Source organism: Segatella copri (assembly GCF_019249795.2).
Lineage (GTDB): Bacteria > Bacteroidota > Bacteroidia > Bacteroidales > Bacteroidaceae > Prevotella > Prevotella copri_B.
Window position 1 is genome coordinate 44201 of sequence record NZ_CP156892.1, and the last position, 25980, is coordinate 70180.

Annotated in this window: 23 protein-coding genes; 9 read left to right on the forward strand and 14 right to left on the reverse strand. The window is 44.1% G+C overall.

The window, feature by feature from the left end; genetic code table 11:
* Positions 1 to 115: 115 nt before the first annotated feature.
* Positions 116 to 1564 (reverse strand): SLC13 family permease, encoded by a 1449-nt coding sequence (locus KUA48_RS13185; protein WP_153094309.1) that lies wholly within the window; start codon positions 1562 to 1564, stop codon positions 116 to 118.
* Between the two features lie 451 nt (positions 1565 to 2015).
* Between KUA48_RS13185 and rpsA the strand changes: the two genes are divergently transcribed.
* The 4 genes from rpsA (at position 2016) to KUA48_RS13205 (ending at position 7021) form a co-directional block, all read left to right on the forward strand.
* Positions 2016 to 3800, forward strand: coding sequence for a 30S ribosomal protein S1 (rpsA, locus tag KUA48_RS13190; RefSeq protein WP_118253598.1), 1785 nt, complete (start codon positions 2016 to 2018; stop codon positions 3798 to 3800).
* Positions 3801 to 4169: 369 nt separating this feature from the next.
* Positions 4170 to 5333, forward strand: coding sequence for a PCMD domain-containing protein (locus KUA48_RS13195; RefSeq protein ID WP_218431797.1), 1164 nt, complete (start codon positions 4170 to 4172; stop codon positions 5331 to 5333).
* Between the two features lie 20 nt (positions 5334 to 5353).
* Complete coding sequence (locus KUA48_RS13200) at positions 5354 to 6190, forward strand: porin family protein (RefSeq protein WP_118253592.1); 837 nt, start codon at positions 5354 to 5356, stop codon at positions 6188 to 6190.
* An 84-nt stretch (positions 6191 to 6274) separates the two neighbouring features.
* Entirely contained in the window at positions 6275 to 7021 is a 747-nt protein-coding gene (locus KUA48_RS13205) for a hypothetical protein (RefSeq protein WP_218431795.1), read from the forward strand.
* 519 nt (positions 7022 to 7540) lie between these two features.
* Here KUA48_RS13205 and rplT read toward each other — a convergent pair.
* The 5 genes from rplT to thrS all read right to left on the reverse strand — a co-directional run bounded on the left by rplT (position 7541) and on the right by thrS (position 11779).
* Positions 7541 to 7885 carry a 50S ribosomal protein L20 gene (rplT, locus tag KUA48_RS13210; protein ID WP_006846863.1) on the reverse strand — a complete coding sequence of 115 codons (345 nt, stop codon included), beginning with the start codon at positions 7883 to 7885 and terminating at the stop codon, positions 7541 to 7543.
* Between the two features lie 39 nt (positions 7886 to 7924).
* Positions 7925 to 8122, reverse strand: coding sequence for a 50S ribosomal protein L35 (gene rpmI, locus KUA48_RS13215; protein ID WP_006846865.1), 198 nt, complete (start codon positions 8120 to 8122; stop codon positions 7925 to 7927).
* 78 nt (positions 8123 to 8200) lie between these two features.
* Positions 8201 to 8887: a translation initiation factor IF-3 gene (gene infC / locus KUA48_RS13220; RefSeq protein WP_117692814.1), complete on the reverse strand. Its 687-nt coding sequence runs from the start codon at positions 8885 to 8887 to the stop codon at positions 8201 to 8203.
* A gap of 329 nt (positions 8888 to 9216) precedes the next feature.
* Positions 9217 to 9606, reverse strand: a complete 390-nt coding sequence (locus KUA48_RS13225) for a GxxExxY protein (protein ID WP_153073347.1) — start codon at positions 9604 to 9606, stop codon at positions 9217 to 9219.
* Between the two features lie 220 nt (positions 9607 to 9826).
* Positions 9827 to 11779, reverse strand: a complete 1953-nt coding sequence (gene thrS, locus KUA48_RS13230; protein WP_153087090.1) for a threonine--tRNA ligase — start codon at positions 11777 to 11779, stop codon at positions 9827 to 9829.
* Between the two features lie 285 nt (positions 11780 to 12064).
* Between thrS and KUA48_RS13235 the strand changes: the two genes are divergently transcribed.
* A complete protein-coding gene (locus KUA48_RS13235; RefSeq protein ID WP_118201045.1) occupies positions 12065 to 13096 on the forward strand; it encodes an asparaginase in 1032 nt (343 codons plus the stop codon).
* A 664-nt stretch (positions 13097 to 13760) separates the two neighbouring features.
* On the opposite strand, the gene KUA48_RS13240 is transcribed toward KUA48_RS13235, so the two are convergent.
* Entirely contained in the window at positions 13761 to 15344 is a 1584-nt protein-coding gene (locus KUA48_RS13240) for a DUF4301 family protein (protein ID WP_218431786.1), read from the reverse strand.
* A gap of 553 nt (positions 15345 to 15897) precedes the next feature.
* On the opposite strand from KUA48_RS13240, the gene KUA48_RS13245 reads away from it, so the two are divergent.
* Positions 15898 to 18117 (forward strand): bifunctional (p)ppGpp synthetase/guanosine-3',5'-bis(diphosphate) 3'-pyrophosphohydrolase, encoded by a 2220-nt coding sequence (locus KUA48_RS13245; protein WP_118253579.1) that lies wholly within the window; start codon positions 15898 to 15900, stop codon positions 18115 to 18117.
* A 57-nt stretch (positions 18118 to 18174) separates the two neighbouring features.
* On the opposite strand, the gene KUA48_RS13250 is transcribed toward KUA48_RS13245, so the two are convergent.
* The 4 genes from KUA48_RS13250 to KUA48_RS13265 form a co-directional block, all read right to left on the reverse strand.
* On the reverse strand, positions 18175 to 20139 hold the full coding sequence (locus KUA48_RS13250; RefSeq protein ID WP_153079220.1) for a tetratricopeptide repeat protein: 1965 nt from the start codon (positions 20137 to 20139) through the stop codon (positions 18175 to 18177).
* A gap of 103 nt (positions 20140 to 20242) precedes the next feature.
* Positions 20243 to 20800 (reverse strand): peptide deformylase, encoded by a 558-nt coding sequence (gene def, locus KUA48_RS13255; RefSeq protein ID WP_118151875.1) that lies wholly within the window; start codon positions 20798 to 20800, stop codon positions 20243 to 20245.
* Positions 20800 to 21213 (reverse strand): Holliday junction resolvase RuvX, encoded by a 414-nt coding sequence (ruvX, locus tag KUA48_RS13260; protein WP_006846875.1) that lies wholly within the window; start codon positions 21211 to 21213, stop codon positions 20800 to 20802. Before ruvX ends, def begins: the two co-directional genes overlap by 1 nt.
* Before the next feature lie 36 nt (positions 21214 to 21249).
* The gene (locus tag KUA48_RS13265; RefSeq protein ID WP_118151880.1) at positions 21250 to 21735 is read right to left on the reverse strand and encodes an SPOR domain-containing protein; all 486 of its coding nucleotides are present in this window, start codon (positions 21733 to 21735) and stop codon (positions 21250 to 21252) included.
* 263 nt (positions 21736 to 21998) lie between these two features.
* Between KUA48_RS13265 and KUA48_RS13270 the strand changes: the two genes are divergently transcribed.
* The 3 genes from KUA48_RS13270 to KUA48_RS13280 are packed head-to-tail and all read left to right on the forward strand — an operon-like array spanning position 21999 to position 22859.
* Complete coding sequence (locus KUA48_RS13270) at positions 21999 to 22211, forward strand: YtxH domain-containing protein (protein ID WP_006846877.1); 213 nt, start codon at positions 21999 to 22001, stop codon at positions 22209 to 22211.
* A gap of 15 nt (positions 22212 to 22226) precedes the next feature.
* Positions 22227 to 22580, forward strand: coding sequence for a phage holin family protein (locus KUA48_RS13275; RefSeq protein WP_118079144.1), 354 nt, complete (start codon positions 22227 to 22229; stop codon positions 22578 to 22580).
* Between the two features lie 15 nt (positions 22581 to 22595).
* Positions 22596 to 22859 (forward strand): hypothetical protein, encoded by a 264-nt coding sequence (locus tag KUA48_RS13280; RefSeq protein ID WP_118253572.1) that lies wholly within the window; start codon positions 22596 to 22598, stop codon positions 22857 to 22859.
* 256 nt (positions 22860 to 23115) lie between these two features.
* Here KUA48_RS13280 and KUA48_RS13285 read toward each other — a convergent pair whose 3' ends face one another.
* From KUA48_RS13285 to KUA48_RS13295, 3 genes are read right to left on the reverse strand one after another with little or no spacing between them, the layout of a single operon-like run.
* Positions 23116 to 23895 carry an MBL fold metallo-hydrolase gene (locus KUA48_RS13285; RefSeq protein WP_218431784.1) on the reverse strand — a complete coding sequence of 260 codons (780 nt, stop codon included), beginning with the start codon at positions 23893 to 23895 and terminating at the stop codon, positions 23116 to 23118.
* 37 nt (positions 23896 to 23932) lie between these two features.
* Entirely contained in the window at positions 23933 to 24988 is a 1056-nt protein-coding gene (murB, locus tag KUA48_RS13290) for a UDP-N-acetylmuramate dehydrogenase (protein ID WP_218431782.1), read from the reverse strand.
* Between the two features lie 32 nt (positions 24989 to 25020).
* Positions 25021 to 25878, reverse strand: a complete 858-nt coding sequence (locus tag KUA48_RS13295; protein ID WP_118151888.1) for a DUF4348 domain-containing protein — start codon at positions 25876 to 25878, stop codon at positions 25021 to 25023.
* Positions 25879 to 25980 lie beyond the last annotated feature (102 nt).

Consider the following 25980-nt stretch of genomic DNA (forward strand, 5'->3'; position numbering starts at 1 on the left):
ATATTTTTTTAATGTTAGTTTATTATCCTCTCAGGATGATGTTTTTCATCCATTACCCCTACATATACAGTAGGTATCCAAGGGTATACCCCTTGCTTTGTTTGGGTTTATCGATTTAAAGAATTAGGTTTGCAGCACCAGCCACCAGGATATGAGAGAGCCAAAGGATAGCAAGTCCGATGACGCCACCCATCAAAGCTTTCCAGCCAATATTGCGGAAATACCATCCCATGTGCATACGTTCCATCTTCATCAGGGCAAGACCGCTGATTGTACCGATACCAAGAACGTTACCACCAGCCATTACGCAATATGCAATCATCTGCCAGTAGATACCATTGGTATGATAATCAGCAAGCATGCTGAATGAAGGATCATTCACATTTGCCAGATCATGAAGGGAGAAAAAGTTCATGGCTGTAGCAAAGTTGTCAAGTACAGTACTGATGATACCAGCCAAGACGCCATGCAACAGCACGCCAGGACGCTTATCATCCATACCGACAGAGTTGAGAAGAGTAGCAAAATCGTCAAAAGCGCCGGTCTCCTTCACCACTCCGATGGCAAGCATGATACCCATCACGAAGAGAATCATCTGGACGACTCCGTATTGGAACACTCTAGGAGTACGACGGTCAGCCATCGCATCCATATTCATGAGTTTACGGTTGAATATCTCGTTCACAATCCAAAGTACGCCCAATACGCAGAGCGCACCGAGGAAAGGACTTAATTTCGTAATATTATGGAAGGTAGGGATAAACCACAATCCACCGATGCCCACAAAGAGCATCAGCAAGCGCTGCCATACATTGAGACGGGTATCATCCCCGCGGTATGGCATAGCAATCCATTCTGTCTCTACTCTTTCAGGCAGCATGCGCTGCATCATCAACAACGGAATGAGCCAAGCTGCAAGACATGGCAGCAGAAGCGACAGGAAATAATGAGTAGCCGTTACAGCACCCATATTCCACATCACCAGTCCTTCCGGATTTCCGATAACGGTAAGAGCTCCGCCACAGTTGGCAGAAAGAAGAATGGCACCTCCATACACCATGCGCTGACGACGGTTTGGAATTACTCCATGCATCATCGTAAGCATCATCACTGTTGTAGTAAGATTATCGAGATTTGCCGAGATAACAAAGGTTACGGCAGCGAGAATCCATAGCATTTTTTTGGCGCTTCGGGTACGTAACAACTGGCGTATAAAATCGAAGCAACCATTGTTATTGAGAATTTCAACTATCGTCATAGTAGCAAGCAGGAATAGTACGATTTCTGCTGCTCTACCCACATAAGGAAGGAAGATGTTACGGGCAATAAAATACTTCACCGTTGTACTGGTGGATTCTATCTCGTTCCACATTCCGAGATTCAGATAGCGTGAATAATCTGAAGAGTGTTCACTGGTCACGAAGTCCATACCGAAACAGATATAGAGAACCCATCCTACCGTTCCAGCAAAAATGGCTACGGCAGCACGGTTCACCTTGGTAATATTCTCGGTTGCAATGAGAATATATGCCAATATCAGTATGGCAAGGATGACTAGTGTCATATCATTAATTTTATTATATTCATTACATTTTGAGCGCAAAGGTAACAATTATTTTGTTATCGCCAACATTTCGGTATCTTTTTTTAATGAATTTAACTCATTTTCATACAAATGAAAATTTCGTCCGTTTTTTTCTTTCGCTATTATTTATCTTTCCTCTTCATTTCATCATAGAATCAGATGAAAACACGGATTACAGAGAAAAACATCACAGGAAGAAATATCGAGGAGGAAGTTATCAGAATATTAAAAGGTTATGTTTATATATATTATATGTATTTCCCCCGAAGGAGCCCACCAAAAATAGTGATTTTAGTTAAATATTACTAACAAAAAGAAGAAAATCAAGAGTAAATGCCTGTAACTCAAAGAAAATGAGTAATTTTGCGCCCGATTTATACAATTCACATAAAGTCAAACTTTATTAATTTTAATTTTTTAATTATTTTTTATGTCAGATTTAAAGAACGTAAAGCCATTGGACGACTTCAATTGGGATGAGTTTGAGAATGGCACAAGCGCAAACGTCAGCAAAACAGACCTCGAGAAGGCCTATGACGAAACTCTTAACAAGGTAACAGAACACCAGGTTGTAGAGGGAACAGTAATCTCTGTAGACAAGAAAGAGGTTATCGTAAACATCGGTTACAAGAGCGATGGTATTATCCCAGCTTCTGAATTCCGTTACAACCCAGACCTCAAGGTAGGCGACAAGGTTGAGGTTTATGTAGAGAACCAGGAGGACGTAAAGGGCCAGCTGGTACTCTCTCACAAGAAGGCTCGCCTCAGCAAGTCTTGGGAGCGTGTGAATGCAGCTCTCGAGAACGAGGAAGTTATCCAGGGTTACATCAAGTGCCGCACTAAGGGCGGTATGATCGTTGACGTTTTCGGTATCGAAGCTTTCTTGCCAGGAAGCCAGATCGACGTTCACCCTATACGCGACTACGACGTATTCGTAGGCAAGACAATGGAGTTCAAGGTTGTAAAGATCAACCAGGAGTTCCGCAATGTCGTTGTATCTCACAAGGCTCTCATCGAGCAGGAGCTCGAGCAGCAGCGTAAGGAGATCATCGGCAAGCTCGAGAAGGGTCAGATCCTCGAGGGTACCGTTAAGAACATCACTACTTACGGTGTATTCGTTGACCTCGGCGGTGTTGACGGTTTGATCCACATCACAGACCTCTCTTGGGGCCGCGTAAGCGATCCACACGAGGTTGTATCTCTCGACCAGAAGATCAACGTTGTTATCCTCGACTTCGATGAGGAGAAGAAGCGTATCGCTCTCGGTTTGAAGCAGCTCACTCCACATCCATGGGATGCCCTCGACGAGAACCTCAAGGTAGGTGATCACGTGAAGGGTAAGGTAGTGGTTATGGCTGACTATGGTGCATTCGTTGAGATTGCTCCAGGTGTAGAGGGCTTGATCCACGTATCTGAGATGTCTTGGAGCCAGCACTTGCGTTCTGCTCAGGACTTCATGAAGGTAGGTGACGAGGTAGAGGCAGTTATCCTGACTCTCGACCGCGCTGAGCGCAAGATGAGCCTTGGTATCAAGCAGCTCAAGGAAGATCCATGGGAGGCTATCGAGACTAAGTATCCTGTTGGTAGCAAGCACACAGCTAAGGTTCGCAACTTCACTAACTTCGGTATCTTCGTAGAGCTTGAGGAAGGTGTTGATGGTTTGATCCACATCTCTGACCTCTCTTGGACTAAGAAGGTTAAGCACCCATCTGAGTTCACTTCTGTAGGCGCTTCTATCGACGTAGTAGTTCTCGAAATCGATAAGGAGAACCGTCGCTTGAGCCTCGGCCACAAGCAGTTGGAGAAGAACCCATGGGATGAGTATGAGGCAATCTACACTCCAGGTTCTGTTCACCAGGGTACTATCACTGAGTTGATGGACAAGGGTGCTGTTGTAGCTCTCGCTGAGGGTGGTGAAGGTTTCGCTACTCCTAAGCACCTCACTAAGGAGGACGGCACAGTGGCTAAGAAGGGCGAAACTCTCGACTTCAAGGTTATCGAGTTCGTTAAGGAGACAAAACGCATCATCCTCTCTCACTCTCGTACATTCGAGGAGGGTAACGAGCCAGTTGCTAAACCAGCTCACAAGCGTGCAAACGGCGGTCGCAAGAGCAACAACGAGACAGCTATGATCAACAACGTTGCTGCTAGCACATCACTCGGTGATATCGATGCACTCGCTAAGTTGAAGGCTCAGATGGAGGGCAAGGCTTAATCTTAAACAGATCAGGCATTTGCTATTCATTAGCTAAATAACATTCAGGGGACTGAAATTTCAGTAATGAGATTTCAGTCCCCTTTTTTATTATGTGTATTTAAAAAAAATAAACTATCGGACACTATCTGCCATCTTCGGTAAACTCATCTCGACTAATTCATGTCCTAAAACCACTAATTCATGGTATTTTTCTATCAAAACATGTCGAAAATCATAAAAACCTTTGGCGGTTTCGAGTTTTCTGTTTATCTTTGCAACCGATAAAGCAATAATTTATATGAGCTAGAGAAATCATTCTCTCGAGAATTATCTGAAAAGAAAGAGAAGCGATTCTCCAGATTACAAAAGGAAAAGAAAGTTTAAGATATGAAACAGTCAAGATTTATAGTAGCTGCTCTATCAATGAGTTGTATCACTACCCTCTCCTCCTGCTTTAAGGAAGAACCACTCAATGCCGAATGCGACATCGAGCAGGCATACATACATGCAGACAACAAGATTTTATTTACTAATCCATCTGATACATTGGTCAATGTGCAGAGTGATACGACAAAAATCGAGTTCACGATGACGCAATTCGCAAACCTCAAAAAGCAGGCGCCTATGTTTCGACTTTCTCAAGGAGCCACAATCCAGCCGGAAAGCGGAAGCGTACACGATTTCTCCAAAGGTCCAGTTACATACGTGGTTACATCGGAAAACAAGCAATGGAGTCGCACCTATCAGGTAAGCATCAAGAAGGGACAGACTACTATACTAAACGAGAAAGAATTCGAATTTGAAGACGCATACCTCAGCAAGGGATACTACAACTGGCAGGAAAATTGGAATGGAGATATTCTCGGCATCTGGGCAACCGGAAACTCAGGATACAAAATTAGCAATTCTTCTGCTAAACCCGAGGAATATCCTACCGTGATGATAAAAGACGGCTATAAGGGCAAAGGCGTGAAGCTCACTACTAAGCGCACCAGCAAGCTCGCAGACATAGTACACAAGCCTATCGCTGCCGGCAACCTTTTCATCGGACAGTTTGATGCCACCGATGCACTGAACGATGCTATGAAGGCAACAAAGTTCGGTCGCCCATTCAGTTTTAGTGCCAAACCGGTAAAGTTGGAAGGCTGGTATAAGTATCAGGCTGGCGAAAAATTCACCGACAAGAATATGCAAGAACTTGACCGCCATGACTACGGAACCATTTATGCTGTACTCTATGAGAACATCGATGAAAAAGGAAATGCCGTATTGCTCTACGGAGATAATGTACAGACCAGCAAACAGATAGTAGCACTTGCCCTGGTAGGTGAAACCCATGATGACAACGGAAAAGTTGCTATTGGAAACACAAAGGAATGGCATCACTTCAGCGTAGATTTCAAGTATAAGAAAGCCATAGACCCAATCAAGTTGAAGAATGGTGGCTACAGTCTCACTATTGTCAGTTCATCCAGTTCAGATGGAGCTAACTTCCTGGGTGCCGTAGGCAGTACCCTTTGGATAGACAGTTTCAAGTTGATTTGCGAATAAGCTAAGGAGGAAACTATATAATGAAGAAGATAACAATATTAGCTCTCCTGCTGACATGGGGCACTGCTACATGGGCAGAAGAAAATGAGAATCAGAAGACTGAGGAGCACAAGCAGGTAGAAGAAAGCAAGCGTACCTCGTGGAACAAATATCTTCACGGCTACCAGTATCAGGCTCGCGTGGCGTATAATATCGGAGGCACAGCCCCTATCGGTCTTCCAGCCACCATCCGTACACTACACAGCTATACCCTGCAACCTAACTTCAGTCTGGGTATCGATGCTTATCACCCACTTTCAGGCAAATGGGGATTCGTCGGAGGACTTCACTTCGAAAACAAGGGCATGAAGATTGATGCAGGCGTAAAAAACTATTATATGAGAATAGTACGTGGCGGAGAAGAACTGAAAGGTATATTTACAGGCAACGTGGTTACGAAGGTAGACATGAGTCTTATCACAGTACCATTGCAGGCAACATACGACATTTGCGACAACCTCCGTTTCAAGTTGGGTCCGTATGTTAGCTATGTAACATCAAAGAAGTTTGAAGGCTGGGCATACGATGGTTACTTGCGCCGCCAGGAGGAAGGTCATCCTAAGGGCGATCCTACCGGACAAAAGGTAAAGTTGGGTCATGATGAAGGCGAGCGTGGTGATTACGATTTCAGCGATGACATGCGCAACTGGCAGGTGGGCGTAGATTTCGGAATAGACTGGCGCTTGAACAACCGTTGGGGCCTCTGCGCCGACCTGAGCTGGGGTCTGAACGGCATCTTCAAGAAAGATTTCGAGACCATCGAGCAGACGATGTATCCTATCTACGGCAGCGTAGGTATCACGTATCAGCTGAAGTAATATATAATATAATGTACGCGTACATTATTCTATAAATAAATAGAAACAATACAATAATTTTTTATTAATACACAAAAAAGAAAAATGAAAAAGTTTATTTATTTAATGGCCATGGTCTGCACCCTTGGCTTCTTCACTGCTTGTAGCAGCGATGATGATGACAATGAAAAAGACAACTTCGTGCGCAACGAGAAGATTGAAGGAACCTGGAAGGTACAGGAAGTAGGTTCTGATGCAAATGGCAATCCTACAGGTTCAGTTGTATTAAACTGGGAAGGTTCTGATGATGCAACCATTACTATCCCAGGCTTTATAGATGACCCATATCCTGTAAAGGATGCCATCAAAATGGCTCCAATGTTACTCAACACCCAACTCAGAAGCGTTTTGCAGGATGTAACCTTCAATGAGAAGGGACAGATTTCTGCAACTTATAAGGAAGAGTCTGATGACAAGGACTGGAAGCTTGCTAACGATTACGCTTCATACCAGGTAGTTAACGAGAATATGATTACCTTATTCCTGAATACAACCAAGATTACAGAAGACATCAACGATGCTCAGGAGAAGGCAATGATTACTAACATGTTTAAGACCGGTATTCCTGTACACGTATCTTATCCAGCAACCAACAAGGTATATTTCTATGTTGACAAGGATTTCGTAGCTCCTATCATCGCAATGCTTTATGCTCAGGTTAACAAGATTCCTCCTACAGGTATGGACAAGGAAGATTTGGCACGATTCATGATTTTGACAGTTGTCAATCAGCTTCCTGCCATCATGGAAAAGACCACCAAGTTTGAGGCAGGTATTGAGTTGATCAAGTAAAGAGAAAGAACTATAAATCATCAAGCTGAGGGTGTGTCATAAGTCCATAATAATGGAACATGACACACCCTTATTTTATTAATCGGCTTATTGTCGTACAACTAAAGGATGTATAGTCGTACAACTAAAGATGTTGTCACTAGGCTCGGCAGCTCTGCCGAGCCTAGTGGGAATCTTCTAGAAGCAGGCTTCTAATACCTTAGAACCAATCTCCTTTCACCTCATATTCTATATCTTTGAACCTAGCCAAACGGCTTAATGCGCTTACACAGTAATCTCGTTTAGCCTGCTCAGTAGTCTCATTTCGCTTGCTCAGTCGTATTATCTTGCCTATTCAAGTCTAATATGGTCGCGTTTTAGACGTTCTTACAAGCGAGAACGTCTGGATTTTTATGGCACAAAAAAAGATTGCATCAGCGAAAATACTTCCAACCAATGCAATCTTCAGTTTTCTTTAATCTAGAGGCTAAACACTTTCTTACGAGAAAAATCACGGAAGAAAAGAGCCTAGCGTCGGATTTACTTCACCTTTGCAACGATAGCCTTGAAAGCCTCAGGGTTGTTTACAGCGAGGTCAGCGAGAACCTTACGGTTGATCTCGATACCAGCCTTGTGAAGAGCACCCATCAACTGGCTGTAGCTCATACCATCGAGGCGAGCAGCAGCGTTGATACGCTGGATCCACAATGCGCGGAATGTGCGCTTCTTGTTACGACGATCGCGATAAGCGTAGGTAAGACCCTTCTCCCAAGTGTTCTTAGCTACTGTCCATACATTCTTGCGAGCTCCATAGTAACCCTTAGTGAGCTTCAAGATTCTTGTTCTTTTTGCTTTTGATGCAACGTGATTTACTGATCTTGGCATAATTTTTTTTCTTTAAAAGTTCGACTAAAAAGTTAATAATTAACGGAGGCAGAGCAAGTCGCGAACCTGCTTCAAGTTTGAACGGTCTACGAGAGTCTCACCAAGGAGATTTCTCTTCTGCTTCTTTGTCTTCTTAGTCAAGATGTGACTGTGAAAAGCGTGATGACGCTTAATCTTACCTGTACCGGTGAAACGGAATCTCTTCTTTGCGCCGGAATTAGTCTTTACTTTTGGCATTTTTACTTTTAATTTTAAATTGTTATTTATTATAGCGATGGCAACGCATATACCAGGGCGTTACGCATCTTTTTTTTCTTAATCCTCTGTTCCTTCTGCAAGTTTCTTCAGAGCATCGCCGCCTTTAGCATTGGCGAGCAAGCCATTCTTCTCAGCATTAGCAGCGCGCTCAGCATCTGCAGCAGCCTTAGCTTCAGCCTCTCGCTTCTCACGGTCCATCTTCTGCTGGCTCTTCTTTGCAGTACCAGCCTTCTTAGGACTCATGTAGAGGAACATCTTCTTACCTTCAAGCTTTGGCATCTGCTCCACCTTTCCGTACTCTTCCAAATCATTGGCGAAACGGAGAAGAAGAACCTCACCCTGCTCCTTGAAGAGAATAGAGCGACCACGGAAGAAAACGTATGCACGAACCTTGTTACCCTCGTTGAGGAACTCCATAGCGTGCTTGAGCTTGAACTGATAGTCGTGCTCATCGGTCTGAGGTCCGAAACGGATTTCCTTGGTCTCCACCTTTACCTGCTTCTGCTTCATTTCCTTTGCATGCTTTTTCTGCTGGTAAAGGAATTTAGAATAGTCAACTATACGGCAAACTGGTGGTTGCGCATTAGGAGATATCTCGACTAAGTCAAGCTCTTGCTGACGAGCCAACTCCAACGCCTTACGTGCTGGCATCACTTCTGCTCCACCATCACTCACTACTCTCACGTCGCGTGCACGAATCTGTTCGTTTACGCGGTACTGATTTTTCATTTTGTCATTTTTCATTAACTATTCGATATATTCTTTTTTGTCTTTTTGATTAAACGGCTGCAAAGTTACGATTATTTTGTGAAACCACCAAATTTTCAGTGGGTTATTTTCATTTTTGCCCGCAGATTCTTTGTTTTTCTAATGGATTTAATGTTTTACCCCCACAGATTGATATATTTAATCCCGCAAATTGATATATTTAATCCCGCAAATTGATATATTTTAGTCCCACAGATTTCACAGATTAACACAGATCTTTATGATAAAGAAACTAAATCTGTAAAAATCTGTGAAATCTGTGGGACTTAAGAAAACAATAAATCAGTGGGGACTAAGAAAAGCTTTCAATCCATGGGAGTATATCCATTGACTTTACGGAAGATTGATTTTCGTATATCTGTGGTGGAAAAATTGACCAATATTCCAAGATGCTTCTTCGCCACACGCAAATACGTAAGCAATTGCTTATGAAAGACATCTTTCATTTCTGTCACAGACTTCAGTTCGACTATGACTTTATCTTCTACAAGAATATCCAGACGGAAATCTACAGGCAAAACCTTACCATCATACATGACATCCAACTTTACCTGATTCTCTACCCTAAGTCCATCTTTGCGCAACTGATAGCACAGAGCTGCTTCATAAACCGACTCAAGTAAACCTGGTCCCAATTCATTATAAACCTTATAAATAGCTCCAATGATCTTATAAGATATCTCATTTTCTGTCATAACCAAACGATTTTAAAATCCTCCTTAACAAAAAAAAACTCCCACAGACGTCACAGTTGTTACAGATATTCAACAGAACACACAAAAATCTGTGTAAATCTGTGAAATCTGTGGGACTAAACCCTCAACACAAAAAATCTGTGGGACAGAGCCCTCAACAGAAAAAATCTGTGTAAATCTGTGAAATCTGCGGGAGATTAGAAAATATCAATCTGCGGGATTACTCCTCAGCTGCCTTCAGCTGCTCTGCAACCTCGGCATTGATGCGCTGAGCGAACTCTTCCATGCTCATGGTAGCCTGTTCGCCACCACCCTGCTTACGCATAGATACCAAGCCCTCGGCACTCTCCTTCTCACCAACGATGACCATGTAAGGAACACGCTTCAACTCGTTGTCGCGAATCTTGCGGCCAATCTTCTCATTACGGTCATCAACCAAAGCACGTACACCCTGCTTGTCAAGATACTGACGTACCTTCTGAGCATAATCGTTAAACTTCTCAGAGATAGGAAGAATTGCAACCTGGTCTGGAGTCAACCACAATGGGAAGTGACCGGCGGTATGCTCGATGAGAACGGCTGTGAATCGCTCCAGTGAACCGAATGGTGCACGGTGAATCATCACAGGAGTCTTCTTTGAGTTATCCTCGGCTGTATACTCCAACTTGAAACGCTCTGGCAAGTTGTAGTCCACCTGGATGGTACCCAACTGCCAACGACGACCGATGGCATCCTTTACCATGAAGTCGAGCTTAGGACCATAGAAGGCAGCCTCGCCAACCTCCTCGCGTGTCTCAAGGCCCTTCTCCTTGCAAGCCTCGCGGATAGCGTTCTCGCTCTCTTCCCAAATCTCATCAGAACCGATATACTTCTCTGTATCCTTAGGATCGCGGAGAGAAATCTGTGCCTCGTAGTTCTCAAAACCGAAGATCTTGAATACTTTCAGGATTACGTCGATTACATTCTCGAACTCAGCCTTTACCTGCTCTGGACGAACGAAAATGTGGGCATCATCCTGTGTAAATGTACGAACACGAGTCAAACCGTGGAGCTCACCGCTCTTCTCATAGCGGAATACGGTACCGAACTCAGCAATACGCAAAGGAAGATCCTTGTAAGAACGAGGCTTGCGAGCGTAGACCTCGCAGTGGTGAGGACAGTTCATTGGCTTGAGCATATACTCCTCATCCTCCTCAGGAGTCTGGATAGGCTGGAATGCATCCTTGCCATAGTGAGCATAGTGACCAGATGTTACATAGAGACTCTTGCCACCGATACCTGGGCAGATAACCTCCTGATAGTTGTAAGGCTTCAGGAGAGAACGAAGCAACTCCTGCAGACGCAGGCGGAGCTGTGTACCCTTTGGCAACCAGATAGGGAGACCCTTACCTACACGCTCTGAGAACATGAAGAGTTCCATCTCCTTACCGATCTTACGGTGGTCACGCTTCTTAGCCTCTTCGAGAATTACCAAGTACTCATCGAGCATCTTCTTCTTAGGGAAGCTGATACCGTAGATACGGGTCATCTGCTCGCGCTTGGCATCACCGCGCCAGAATGCACCAGCCACACTTGTAATCTTCACAGCCTTGATAAGGCCAGTGTTCATCAAGTGAGGACCACGACAGAGGTCGGTGAAATTGCCCTGGGTATATGTGGTGATGGTACCATCCTCCAAGTCCTGCTCAATATGCTCGCACTTGTAAGTCTGACCGTCAGCCTTGAACTCAGCGAGAGCATCAGCCTTAGCCACCTCCTTGCGAACCACAGGTTCGTTCTTTTTGGCAAGTTCCATCATCTTAGCCTCAATCTTGGCGAAATCATTCTCTGAGATCACCTGACCCTCGGCTGGCATCACGTCGTAGAAGAAACCACTCTCTACGGCTGGACCGAAACCGAACTGGATGCCTGGGTAAAGCTCCTGAAGAGCCTCAGCCAACAAGTGGGCAGATGTATGCCAGAATGTGTGCTTACCCTGCTCATCCTCAAACTTGTAGAGTTCTACATTTGCATCCTCATCGATAGGACGGTTCAACTCTACTGTCTCACCATTAACACCGCAAGATACAACGTTGCGAGCGAGAGCCGGTGAGATGCTCTCGGCGATTTGTAAGCCAGTTACGCCCTGTTCATACTCACGAACAGATCCGTCTGGGAATGTGATTTTTACCATAACAACTTAGTATTTTTATTAAATCGTCTGCAAAAGTACGATTTCTTTTTGTAACAAGCGAATAAAAATGCATTTATTTTGCTAAACTTTGCTAACACCTCTTTATATTAAGGGCTTTTAAGACCGAAAATGCTGAGATATTGAAGTTTTCATCTGCTTTTCTACCAATATTTCGTAACACTTTGTAAAATTCAGATACATTTTTAGCCAATAAGTTTTGGAGAAACAAATATTTTCATTATCTTTGCATCCGATAACGTGACAAAATGTAAAGAAACATAGAAAATGGCAAAACCAAAGATTCTCATCATCTATACCGGTGGTACCATCGGTATGGGAAAGGACCCGATGACAGGTGTACTGGAACCTCTTGATTTCAATCACCTCGTTTCTTCCATGCCCGAATTCAAGCTCATTCAGGCAGAAATCGATGTGCGAAAATTCGACCCACCTATCGATTCCAGCGACATGGATCCAATGCGCTGGGCAGAAATCGTAAGCATGATATCCAACAACTACAACAACTATGACGGATTCGTAATCCTTCATGGCACTGATACTATGGCTTACACTTCGTCTGCCCTATCTTTCATGCTTGAGAATCTGACCAAGCCTGTAATATTGACAGGTAGCCAGCTGCCTATCGGTGAATTGCGAACCGACGGCAAGGAGAATCTGATGACAGCCATAGAGATTGCTTCTGCCAAGAATGCTGAAGGACGCCCTATGGTGCCCGAGGTATGCATCTTTTTCAACGGCAAGCTGATTCGCGGTAACCGTGCCATCAAGATCAATGCCGAGGGATTTCATGCTTTCGAATCATTCAACTACCCTCACCTCTGCGATGTAGGAATCAATTTCCAATATCACGACCATCACATTCTTACGCCGGATTACAGAAAGCCAATGGTTCCACACCTGAAGCTCGATCCGAACGTCATCGTGTTCAGTCTCTTCCCGGGTATCCAGGATAACATTGTGCGCCACGTGATGGAATCACCAGACCTCCGCGGCATCGTGATGCGTACTTTCGGTTCAGGCAATGCTCCTCACACGCCATGGATCATGCGTCTTCTGGATCAGGCTGCCCATCGCGGAGTAAACATCGTGAATATCAGCCAATGTCTTACGGGCAGTGTAGAGATGGAACGCTACGGAGCCGGCTTCCAGTTGAAAGCAGCTCATGTGATAAGCGGATACGATTCTACGGTAGAGGCTATGGTCACCAAGATGATGTATCTGCAGGGAAGATATGCAGATAACAAAAAGGTAAGAGAAAAACTGACCGAATCCCTGGCGGGCGAAATCTCTATATAGTATAAGGTGAAATCTTCATCCATATAATGAAGTAAATGACAGTCTCCCGATAGTGTATACGATTAAACTACAGATTGGCAAACTGTCATTTACTTGCTCATTATGAGTCATTTAGCGAAACAAAGAAAATTACCCTACAAAACCGAATAGTATTACAGGAAATATGCAGAAAACATTTAACGAAGGTTAAATATTGACAGTTTTTTTGCCAAAAAACTTTTTGCATATCATTTTTTGTGTAACTTTGCAGCGTAGAAAAAAAGTAAAAGATCAGTATCCTTATTAGATACCAATCCGTAATATAAATTAATAAATCAACAAAACCAACAAATTATGAACATTAACAAGGTAAAGGAGTATGGTGAGTTCGTAGAAATTGCGGCTCCTGTAGAAAGAGCAACAGCTGAAGAGTATCCAACAGTATTAGGCGGAGAAATTTGGTACAACTAAGAACTTCCTGCTAAGGATTCCTATCCTTTGTAACCGATAGTTTTTCCTTTAGCAGACTTGAAACAAGAGGCTATTTTTATTTGATTCAGAACATCTTATAATTTTTAGCAGACACATTATTAGCTCAATGATAAAGGCTCAATCCTCGAATAAAATCGGGAGCTGAGCCTTTATTGTGTTTATATCTTACCATCGAGATATACGGAATCGGATATTAGTGCTTACCACAGCAGCCGCCCTCTCCGTGTTCGTGATGATGCTCGTGCTTGATACCACCCTCTACAGCCTGATGCTGGTCGCGGAGCAGATCGTTCACGGTCTTCACTGGGTTGAATGTACCGAGAGGAACCTCTACAAATACTGTATTCCAGTCACTCATCGCACCATTCCAGAGACCTGGCAACTCGAGTGCCTTCAAATCCTTACCATTCTTACTCTTGCTGGAGATGAAACCGGTAGATGGATCAACGAACTTAGGAAGATCGAAGGCATTGCCCTGGTAATCCTTGGTCGCGCAGACGAGATCTACCGGGTTGAAGTGAGTACCCTCGGTGAACATCTTCATATACTCCTCGTTATTCTTGTCAATCTGAGAGCTCTCCAAAATCTGAAGGCTTACCGTGCCATCCTGATTATAGGTAAGGAATGGACCACCACCAGGCTCGCCCACGTTCTTAACGACACCGCAGACACGCATAGGACGGTTCAACTTCTTACGCAGATAGATAACCAGTTCGGCATCCTCCAGCTCCTTGATATCAGCCTTACGACAGCAGAGGTCGCGCTGAACGAAGCGGATAATCTCCTCCAGCTTCTCATGGTTGTACTGACCAGAATCCAAAACCTTCAGATAATCGAAAGCCTGCTTCTGCAAAGTAACCAATACACCTGCAATCACCTGCTTCCAGGTAACAGTCTCAGCCTTCAGGCGATCAGGAACCACATTGTCAATATTCTTGATGAATACCACATCAGCATCAATCTCGTTGAGGTTCTCGATGAGTGCACCATGACCGCCCGGACGGAACAGCAAAGAGCCATCCTCATTGCGGAAAGGAGTATTGTCTGGATTGGCAGCGATGGTATCGGTGCTAGGCTTCTGCTCTGAGAATGAGATGTTGTACTTGATGCCGTAGTGCTGTGCATACTTATCTGCCTTCTCGGCTACCATCTGCTTGAAGAGTTCCAGGTGGTCGTGAGAAACGGTGAAATGAACGTTTGCCTCGCCGTTGCTGCTAGCATAGAGCGCAGCCTCAACCAGGTGCTCCTCCATTGGGGTGCGAACCTCGTCCTCATACTCGTGGAACTGGAGCAATCCCTTAGGCAACTGTCCGTAGTTCAATCCCTCTGGCTTGAGGAGATTAGCCACAACAGCCTTGTAATCACCCTTCTTGATAAGGCACATAATGCCCTTCTCGTTGTTTACATGGCACTTATCGCAGAGTGCCTTGCGGAAAGCAAACTTCTTAATATTCTCGAAGAATTGTTTTTCGAAGTCAGTAGTAGGAACATCGTATGGAGCATCGAGGAATGCAAACATGTTCTTGAACATGCGGCTTGCCGCACCTGAAGCAGGTACGAACTTCACAATCTTGTGCCCCTCAGCCTTGTAGTCGTTCCACGCCTTCTCGTAGTCCTCTACTTCCTGAGCTGTAGGAGCCATGATACCCTTACCGATGGCAGCCGCACCCTCGAGTTTGAGGAATGGGAAACCATTCTTGATTTGTTCCAACTGGTGTTCAATCTGCTGCTCGGAGATACCGCGCGCAGAGATTTGGTTTAGATCTTGCTGATTCATAATACCATATTTATGTTAAATTTACACTATATGTGCTACAAAGATAATAGTTTTTTCTGATAATCAGAAATATTTCCGCTTTTTTTTGTACCTTTGCATTGAAAATTTAACGAAGTAGGCGTTTTTTAACGCCGAATCGCCATTGTTTGTCAAATTTAAAATAGAATATTGCAACATGGTTAGTAAATTATCAAAAGAGCACGACAGAAGGTCGGGGCTATCACATTACCTCTATGGGGTATCTACATTATTTTTAAGTGGTGTAGGAATTGGCGGTTTATCGCCATTAGTAACAAACCAAGAATTGAACATATACAATTTACTTTGTTTGTTCATTGGAACGCTATCTGCAATTATCATTGCATATTGCGCTAATAGAATTATGAAGTATAACGATAAATAATATTATTATGGATGGATTAATGTTTATTTTTTCGCTGGGGCTAATTATTAGCAGCAGCTTTGCCATCTGGCTCAACACCAAATCTGGTCAGAAATGGATAGATGAGCTATAATGACTCAATAAATATATCATCAGCAGGAGGGAACGACAATGAACGAAACACCTTTTAAATTCACATCCGAAGAAAAGGAACAGACACTCCAGATACTAGAGCGCCTGAGAACCGCCGTGGGCGATACATTCAAGCCAGGCGATGAGCAGCATCTGCGTGAAGACATACAGCATGCCTTCATCAACCATCAGATTAAGCGCAATGTCTTCGGAATGAATCCAATACTTGCTGCCCTGCAAACCGCAGAAATCGCAGTAAACGAAATCGGTCTGAAACGAGATGGCATCATCGCCATCCTGATGCAGACCAGCGTCATCGATGGCTATCAGACCATCGAAGAGATACAGAAGAAATACGGAGATAGCGTAGCCCACATTATCAGTGGTCTGCTTCGCATCCACGATTTATATAAGCGCAACCCTATCATAGAGAGCGAGAACTTCAGAAATCTGCTTATCTCATTCTCTGAGGATATGCGCGTCATCCTCATCATGATTGCCGACCGCGTGAACGTGATGCGACAGATTCGCGATACCGAACAGAAAGAGGCAAAGCATGAAGTAAGCGAAGAGGCAAGCTACCTCTATGCCCCACTCGCCCACAAACTGGGACTCTACAAACTGAAGAGCGAACTGGAAGACCTTAGTCTGAAGTATCTCGAGCACGACGCCTACTATATGATAAAGGACAAACTGAACGCCACCAAGGCTTCGCGCGATGCCTATATCGCCCGCTTCATCCAGCCAATCCAGGAAAAGCTCGATGCTGCCGGTCTGAAATATCACATGAAGGGCCGCACCAAGAGTATCCACTCTATCTGGCAGAAGATGAAGAAGCAGAAGTGCGCCTTTGAGGGTGTATACGATCTCTTTGCCATCCGTATTATCCTCGATGCACCAAGAGAGAAAGAGTATATGCAGTGCTGGCAGGCCTTTGCCCTCATCACCGACATGTATCAGCCAAACCCAAAGCGTATGCGCGACTGGCTCAGCGTGCCTAAGAGCAACGGTTATGAAAGTCTGCATACCACTGTACTGGGTCCTGAAAACAAATGGGTAGAGGTACAGATCAGAACCGAGCGCATGGACGATATTGCAGAGCACGGACTCGCTGCCCACTGGCGCTACAAGGGTATTAAGCAGGGAGAAGGCGGTATCGACGAATGGCTTGCCAATATCCGTGCTGCCCTCGAAAACAACGATGATCTGCAGCTGATGGACCAGTTTACCACCGACCTGAAGGAAGACGAAGTATACGTGTTCACTCCAAAGGGCGACCTGCTGAACTTCCAGAAGGGAGCTACGGTACTCGACTTTGCCTACTATATCCACTCCCGCATCGGCAATACCTGTGTGGGCGGAAAGATTAACGGAAGAGCCGTCACCTTCCGACAGGAACTCCATTCGGGAGATCAGGTAGAAATCCTCACACAGAGCAACCAGAAGCCACGCCGCGAATGGCTCAACATCGTGCAGACATCCAAGGCTAAAGCCAAGATTCGTCTAGCGTTGAAGGAAACCCAGAAGAAGGACGGTCTCTATGCCAAGGAACTTCTGGAGCGCCGATTCAAGAACAGGAAACTGGAAATTGATGAGAGCATCATGGCGCGCATCATCAAGAAAATGGGATATAAGGAGAACTCAGACTTCTATAAGGATGTAGCCGAAGAGAAAATCGACGTGAACAGCATCATCGAGAGATACATAGAGGAGCGCGACCACGACCTGAACCTCGCCAATACCAACAAGCCTGCAGAAAGTGCAGAGAATTTTGAGTTTGAGAATCCTACCGAGGAACTGATGAAACAGAGCGACGATGTGCTGGTTATCGATGAGCACCTCAAGGGCATCGATTTCGAACTGGCTCATTGCTGCCACCCTATCTACGGCGACCCAATCTTCGGATTCGTTACCATCAGCAAGGGTATCAAGGTACATCGCATGGATTGTCCTAACGCCAAGGAACTGCGCCGCCGTTTCGGTTACCGCATCGTGAAGGCGAAATGGAGCGGCAAGGGAACATCCAAGTATGCCATCACGCTCCGCATCATCGGAAACGACGATATCGGTATCGTGAGCAACATCACCAACATCATTTCCAAGGAAGACAAACTCATCATGCGAGGCATCAACATCTCTTCCAAGGATGGTCTCTTCTCTGGCAATGTTACCGTAATGATTGATGATGCTGGCAAGACCGATGCACTCATCAAGAAACTGAGCGCCGTGAAGGGCGTTAAGCAGGTAACGAGAATATAAAACCGGAATACAGAAATACAGAAAAAAAATCCCGCAGAGAAAATCTGCGGGATTTTTTTATTTCGACTTATTCAAGCGCTTGATCACAGAATAGGCATCATACAAACCAAGTTCTCCTGCCTTTGAAAGATCCTGGATGGCAGTCTGCTTATTGCCACTCTTGGCTCGTGCTATACCTCTATTATAATAAGCCTCTGCAAGGCGGTTATCAATTCTCAAGGCAATGGTATAATCATCTATTGCTTTTGAAAGTTCGTTTCTGCCTGCATGAAGATTACCTCTATTATAATAGATGTAAGCATTGTTGCTGTTCTGGCGAATGGCATCACTGAAATCAGCCTCGGCAGAATGGATGTTCAGAACACCCTTGCCCTCAGCCTTGTTAAATTCATCCATCTCAGCCTGGCAGACAGCACGCTGCCAGTAAGCCAAAGAGTTCTTGTCATCGAGCGAGATATAATAGGTGAAATCACTGATGGCAGCCTCAAAATCACGAAGTACACTATGAGCGATGGCCCTGCGCATCAGGAGACGTTTTCTGGTTTCATTATCGCTCGCCACACTCAACTCTGCCGAAAGTTTATCAATCATCGAGAATATCTTCATAGAACCATTCTCATCGAGCTGTTCCTTACTGCAAACGATATAAACCTTGTCTGCCTTGGTATGCTGATTGAGCGCATCAACCTCCTTGTCATAAGCCTGAACTCCATTTACATTCTGATTGTTTGGGAAATAAGAGAGCTGATACATCGGCAGGAAGGCGGTTTCTACCTGACGGTTCTGAACCTTACCACGATACTCGCTCTTATAGTTGTGTTCATACTTCGGTTCGTCATCTACTACCAGCGAAGCAAACTTATTCGGGTCAACCTCAGAGCGCTTACGCATCTCCTTCTTGGTCTTTGCGCTCCATCTCGGCTGGATTCCGATATGCTTGTTCATCTGCGCCTTGAAGATACGGAATTCATCCATCTCTGCCTTGGCTGTCATGCCCAGGCGCCGGTAACAGCTGGCACGGTTAGACAAACCGGTCCAGAAGTTAGGGAACTGGTTGATAACCTTAGTATAATCCTTGATGGCAGCTCTCAGATTACCGGTCTTATCATGCAATAGAGCTCGGTTGAAGATAGCCATGAAGTTCTGGGGTTCCATCTTGATAATGAAGTCGAAATCGGTGATAGCACGGTTATCATCACCCAACTGTACACGCATCAGTCCTCTATTATAATGAGCCAGGAAATTGTTCGGATCCAGATCAAGGGCATTGTCATAATCGCTCATCGCCCCTCTGAGGTTATTCAGATTGATACGCGCCAAAGCACGGTTAATGTAACTGTTGACATTGTTAGGTTTGAAATGCAGACTCTTGGTCAGCGCCTCATCAGCCGTTTTCCATTCCTTTCTAGCCAGCGCCATATAGGCACGCGTAGTCCAGGCATCCCCATCATACGGATTGAGCTGCAGACTCTTGTCTAGCCATTTCTCAGCCTGCACGGTATCTTTCTGATGCAGATACACTTCAGCCTTGAGCGAATAAGCATTCGACCAGTCTTTCCATTTTTCCACGATGGTATCCAGTTCCTGCTGCGCCGCCTCATACTTTTTGTTTTCCATCTGGCAGATAGCCCGGTTGAACCAGTAATTTCGGTTGCGCGGTTCAAGTCTGATAGCCTCATTATAGTCAGCTATCGCATCATCAAACCTGTTTTGTCTGATGCGACAGATGGCTCTCAAGTCATAAATATCATTGATATAGGGATTGAGATGCAACGCCTCGGTGGCATCACTTTCGGCACCCGTAAAGTCATCCAGATTAAATTTTGCCACACTGCGGTAATACCAAGGCTCATACAGATAAGGCTTGGCACCGATAGCCAGATTAAAATACTTGATTGAAAGGACGAAATCCTCATAATACAATGCACTCCGACCGGCCGTAACAAGTCGGTCTACACGATATTGGGCAGAAGTCGACATGGTGCCCATTACCATAAAAAGAACCAAGAGAATCTTCTTCATCTGTTCGTAACTCTCTGAAATAAAACCTATTGAATGTAGAATAAAAAATATAGTAAGCCCAATCGTCACGATTACCATGAAGCTTACTATATTTTCGGAAGAACTATCGACGTATCTTAGTACGATAGGCAGCACGGAAATTGCCCTTGATGATACTCTTGAGCTTACCTGCTATCATGTTCTTGCGAAGAGGAGACACACGGTCAACAAACATTGTACCCTCCAAATGGTCGAATTCATGCTGCATCACGCGAGCCAGATATCCCCCTATCCACTCATCATGTTCATTAAAATCCTCATCCATATACTTTACATGGATGCGTGTAGGACGAACCACCTTCTCATTGATACCAGGAATAGAAAGACATCCCTCTTCAGAAGAGTCGGTATTTTCCTCATCGAGCTCTAGGATATGGGCATTGATGAAAGCATGACGGAATCCTTTATACTCAGGGAAATCCTCGCTGAGCACATCCAGGTCGATAACAACGAGGCGGATAGGCAAGCCTATCTGGGGTGCAGCCAGTCCAATGCCGTTGCTGGAATCAAGGGTTTCATACATATTATTAATCAACACCTTGAGATCTGGATAATCAGGTGTAATATCTTCAGCCACTTTTCTCAGCACTGGCTGACCATAAATATAAATCGGTAAAATCATTATCTTCTTGATTGCAAATAATCCTGTAATATGATGGTAGCACTTATCTCGTCTACCAATCCTTTATTTTCTTTTCTCACCTTCTTCTTTACACCTCCATCTATCATGGCTCTATGTGCCAGAACTGATGTAAATCTCTCGTCATAATATTCAATTGGAATTTCAGGATGAGCCTTTCGCCAACGGTTGTAGAAGTTTTCTACTCTTGCCAGGTTTTCACTTGGCTGCCCGTTAGGTTGCATCGGTTTTCCGATAACAATGCGCTCCACCTGTTCTTTCTGAATATAAGTTTCGATATAAGTGAAAAGTTCATGTGTAGAAACTGTGGCCAACCCATTGGCAATAATCTGCAATGGGTCGGTCACAGCCAGTCCGGTACGTTTTTTACCGTAATCTATAGATAAAATTCGCATTAATCTACGGATATCTTATCCTTATATAATATCAGATTACTTCTTAAGGAGTAACCAAGCATCAGGATACTCACCAGCGCGAAGCTGATTGCGGCTCTTGACAGCAGCAGCCTTATCAGCAAATGTAGAAGCTACCACGCGATACATGTTACGCTCTGTGTTCAGGGCGATCTGAGCATCGTAGCCAGCGCTCTTCAATGTACTAGCCAATCCCTCAGCGTTAGCCTTGAGAGAGAAAGAACCAACTACTACGCTATAGCTTGACAAGCCAGAACCTGAGATGAGAGAAACATCCTCAGAACGAACAGTAGCATTATCAACCTCAGTCTGCTCATCAGAAGGAGCCTGAGTCTCGAGAGGAGCTACAACTGGTTCCTGAGCAACAGGAGCCTGAGCTGCCTGCTGTTCCTGCTGCTGAGCCTTCTCATATGCCTTCTTGTATGCACTTTCCTTAGATGTACCACAACTTGCGAGCGCCAAAACTGCGCACATTCCCATGCTTAATACTGTAATTTTCTTCATAATTCTTATTCGTTTTATTGTTTATTATTGTTGTTCATTCAATATAAATTTCGCATTATGCGTTTTTTACTCTGCGAAAATACAAAAAAATACCCGAAAAACGAAGAATATGCCGCCTAAAGTTTGTTAAATAAGGCTATTAAAACATTTTTAATGAAAAATTAAGGCTAAAAGACTTGTTTTTTAAAGAGAATTTAGTATATTTGCATCGTCAAATGAAAATGACAAGAATATAATCGTTTAACGTTTAAAATTTATAGCATATGAAAACATTAGGTTACATTGGTGCTTTCCTCGGCGGTGCTATCGCTGGTACAGCACTCGGTTTGATTTTCGCTCCTGAGAAGGGTGAGGATACACGTAGTAAGATTGCAGGTGCAGTAGACGATTTCTGCAAGAAGCACGACATCAAGTTGAGCCGTAAGGACGTTGATGATCTGGTTGACGATATCAAGGACGCAGCTCCTGAGGTTTAATCATCACCTATCATGATGTTCTCTAACGATAAAAATGTAGAAACTATCGGGCAGCTCATTGAGGTGCTTAAACATTACATCGGGCTTCAGAGCGAATTTCTGAAGCTCGATATTGTGGATAAGGTGGTACGCCTGCTTACAGTCATCACCATGACGGTGGTACTCCTGGGCTTACTTACGCTTACCCTCATTTACCTATCCTTTGGCGCTGCTTTTGCATTGGCAGACTTAATAGGTAGTCTGACTTTCGGATTCTGCATTGTTGCTGCAGTATACCTATTTATATTAATATTATTTGTAATTTTCCGCCATAAGTGGATCGAGAGACCATTGGTCAGATTTCTGGCCAGCCTCTTAATGGAAAAATAACCTCCTTTTCGCAACATGACAAATCATTCAGAAATCACAAAATATAATTCCTTAAACGATATCCGACTCAAAAAAGAGGCGATACGCAAGGAAATTGATGCCGATGATGCCAAGATTCAGACTTTATGGAACTCGCTTTTCACAAAACCTGAAATCCTGTCACGCAATGCGAGTCCTAGCAAGCGACTGCAGAGTTTGCTGCAGGTGGGAGCAGGAGCATTCGACGGTGCACTGTTGGCTTGGAAACTTTACCGGAGATTCAAACCTCGGAAGAGATGAATCATATACCGTTTTGGGGAAAGGAAAGATGCCTTGGAAAAAGGTATTTTTCAGTCATCCAAAAGGGGATAAAAACAAAAAAGGGTCGCCGCTGCGACCCCAATACCTTGTTAACCTTAAATCTAATACTATGAAAAACACACATGCAAATATAGAAATAATCTATGATACTCGCAAATTTTTCTTAGCAAAAGACTTAGCAGTTCAGTTTAATTAACTTTTACCAACCTATTTTTAAACCTTTTTCAATAAAAATTCATCTATTTCCTACATATACCTCCATTCCATCGAAGCCAAATTCAAAGCCTTCGGACAGCCTTTTATTCGCCTCATCGTGAAAACCTATCTGGTGAGTCACATGAATAAAATAAGTATGTTTTGCTCCTATCCTGCGCGACACCTCAATAGCATCAGATACAAGCTGATGACTGTGATGTGTTTTCTCAAATCTGAGTGCGTTAATTACGAGTGTTTCCACACCTTCCAAATAAGCATATTCTTCATCACCCATAGATTTCATATCAGTAATATAGGCAAACTTATCAAACCGATAGCCGAGAATAGGCATCTTATCGTGCATCACACGGATAGGAAGAAACTCAATGTCACCTATCTGATAATGCTCATGCGGATGAATGGTATGCAATTTGAGTTTAGGAGCTCCCGGATAGAGTTTTTCTGCATTCTTCGGAAAGCAGTAAGGCATCGTATGAGGCAGCCCCGCAGTAACGATTTCATCGCCATAGATATTAATATCACCAAAGATACAGAAAGGGCGCAAATCATCAATACCACCAACATGGTCGTAATGGATATGCGTAATCAGGACGCCATCTATCTTTCTGAAAGGCACACGCAACAACTGCTGTCGGATATCAGGTCCGGCATCTATCAGAATACGGGTATTCTCCGTTTCTATCATTGCTGCACTGCGCAATCTTTTATCATGCGGATCCGTACTTCGGCACACTTCACAGTTACATCCCAACGAAGGAACACCGCCCGATGTGCCTGTACCTAACAAAGTTACCTTCATTAATTATCAAATATTTTTCTGAAAACAACCGAATTCTTCACTTAACATTCACTTCCGGATGAATCTCTATGCCAAACTTCTGCTTCACATCCTCCTGGATGGTCTTACAGAGTTTTACGATTTCCTCGCCCGTAGCGCCGCCACGATTCACTAGCACCAGTGCCTGCTTATCATGCACACCGGCCCGTCCCAGACTCTTTCCCTTCCAGCCACACTGATCAATCATCCAACCAGCCGGAATCTTTTCATGAGAATCATCGATTGTATAATGAGGCATACCCGGATAAAGAGCAGCCAGTTCTTCGTACTTAGCCTTCTCTACAATAGGATTCATAAAGAAACTGCCTGCATTACCCAACACCTTAGGATCAGGCAATTTTGCCTCTCTAATTTCTATGATGGCATCACGAAGTTGCTGGGCTGTAGGCTCAGCAATACACTTAGCCTCGAGCGCAGAACGGATATTACCATAATCCAGATCCGGACGGAAGGTTTTCTGCAAACGGTAAATCACATGCGTCACCAGATACTTATCCTTCCACTCATGCTTAAATTTACTCTGACGGTAACTATACTCGCAGTCAGCATTATCAAACACCACTACCCTGCCCGTAGCTATCTCAACCGCTTCCACCTTATATATAATATCCTTGGCTTCCACACCATAGGCACCAATATTCTGAACCGCACTGGCACCTACTTCACCCGGAATAATACTCAGATTTTCAGCTCCATGATAGCCATGCTCTACGGCATAAGCTACCACATCATCAAACACCTCACCACTACCACAGGAAATGAATACCCAATCCAGATTGCACAAAGCATCATCCCCCTCTGCAGCTGCCAAAGTCTTGTTGTCAAGAACCTCAATACCCATAATAGCCGAATGGAGCACTGTACCAGCATAATCACCGGTCAGCAAGAGATTGCTACCACCGCCCAAAATGAGCAGTGGCTGATCTGCCTCTGTCAGCAAGCCCACTATCTGTCGGGCTTCCTCTACCGATTCATACTCCAGAAATCTGCTGCATTTAGCATCAATCCCGAATGTATTGTGAGCCAAAAGGCCATAGTTACGAATATCCTTCATATCTGGTTAAACTATTACTACTAACTAAAAAGCTACATATTCAGTTTGATCAGTTCCCATTTTCCTCCATTTTTTTTGAAAGTAAGAGAGGTTTCCATACCATTGGCGATACCACGAATCACGAAGATTTTCTGGTTGCTCTCGGTATATTTCTGACCATAGATTACATTGTAAATCATGCCGTGAGGCAGTTGAGGCGCAAAGGCAGGCCATGTTTCCGGTTCTATATCGCCTGTCATCGTACTGAAATCATCATCAGGATCAGGACCGGTAAACTTCACCGGATTATGGATGTGGCGAGCCTGGAAAGCGGTATCAGTAGCAAAATGTCCGTAAAACTTCAGGAAACTGGCATTATTATTCTGATACATAGGCACGTAGCAGATGCTAGTCATCATCCACTGACCATTGATGCGATTAAACACAAACTGCTGAACTGTCTTTCTACTATAGAACACCTTTTCTATTACTACATGATCGATAGTAGTATCCTTCATCAGTTTCATCTGTTTCTGATTATCAAAAATCAGCGTGTAATAATCCTGGCGCATGAAGAAATGCTCCATCTTCCAATGTTTTTTTTCTATCTTCTTGGTCAGTTTCTTACCGTGATATACCGGCAGCGGGAAGACAATACGACTTTTCTGCAACTTTCTGTTAGCTGCAAAATTAAACACAAAATCATCAAAAAGCTCGTCAGCCGCCTTTGGCATCGGAGTCTCCTCTATCAGCTGTTCTGTAGAGTCCATCGCTTGGGTGTCGGCAATCACCGAGTCGGATGAAGCCGAATCAATGGCAGGCGCAGGCTTCTTGTCTGTACATCCCACAGACGTGAAACAAACGATGGTAAGCACCGCCATTAACACCGTTAATAAACAGAGTTTTTTCATAAACCTATTAAATTTCTCAAATTTTCCATGCAAAAGTACAACTTTCTTTTGAATTATTTCATCTTTTAAGCAAAAAATGTTATCTTTGCAGTCAAAAAAGAT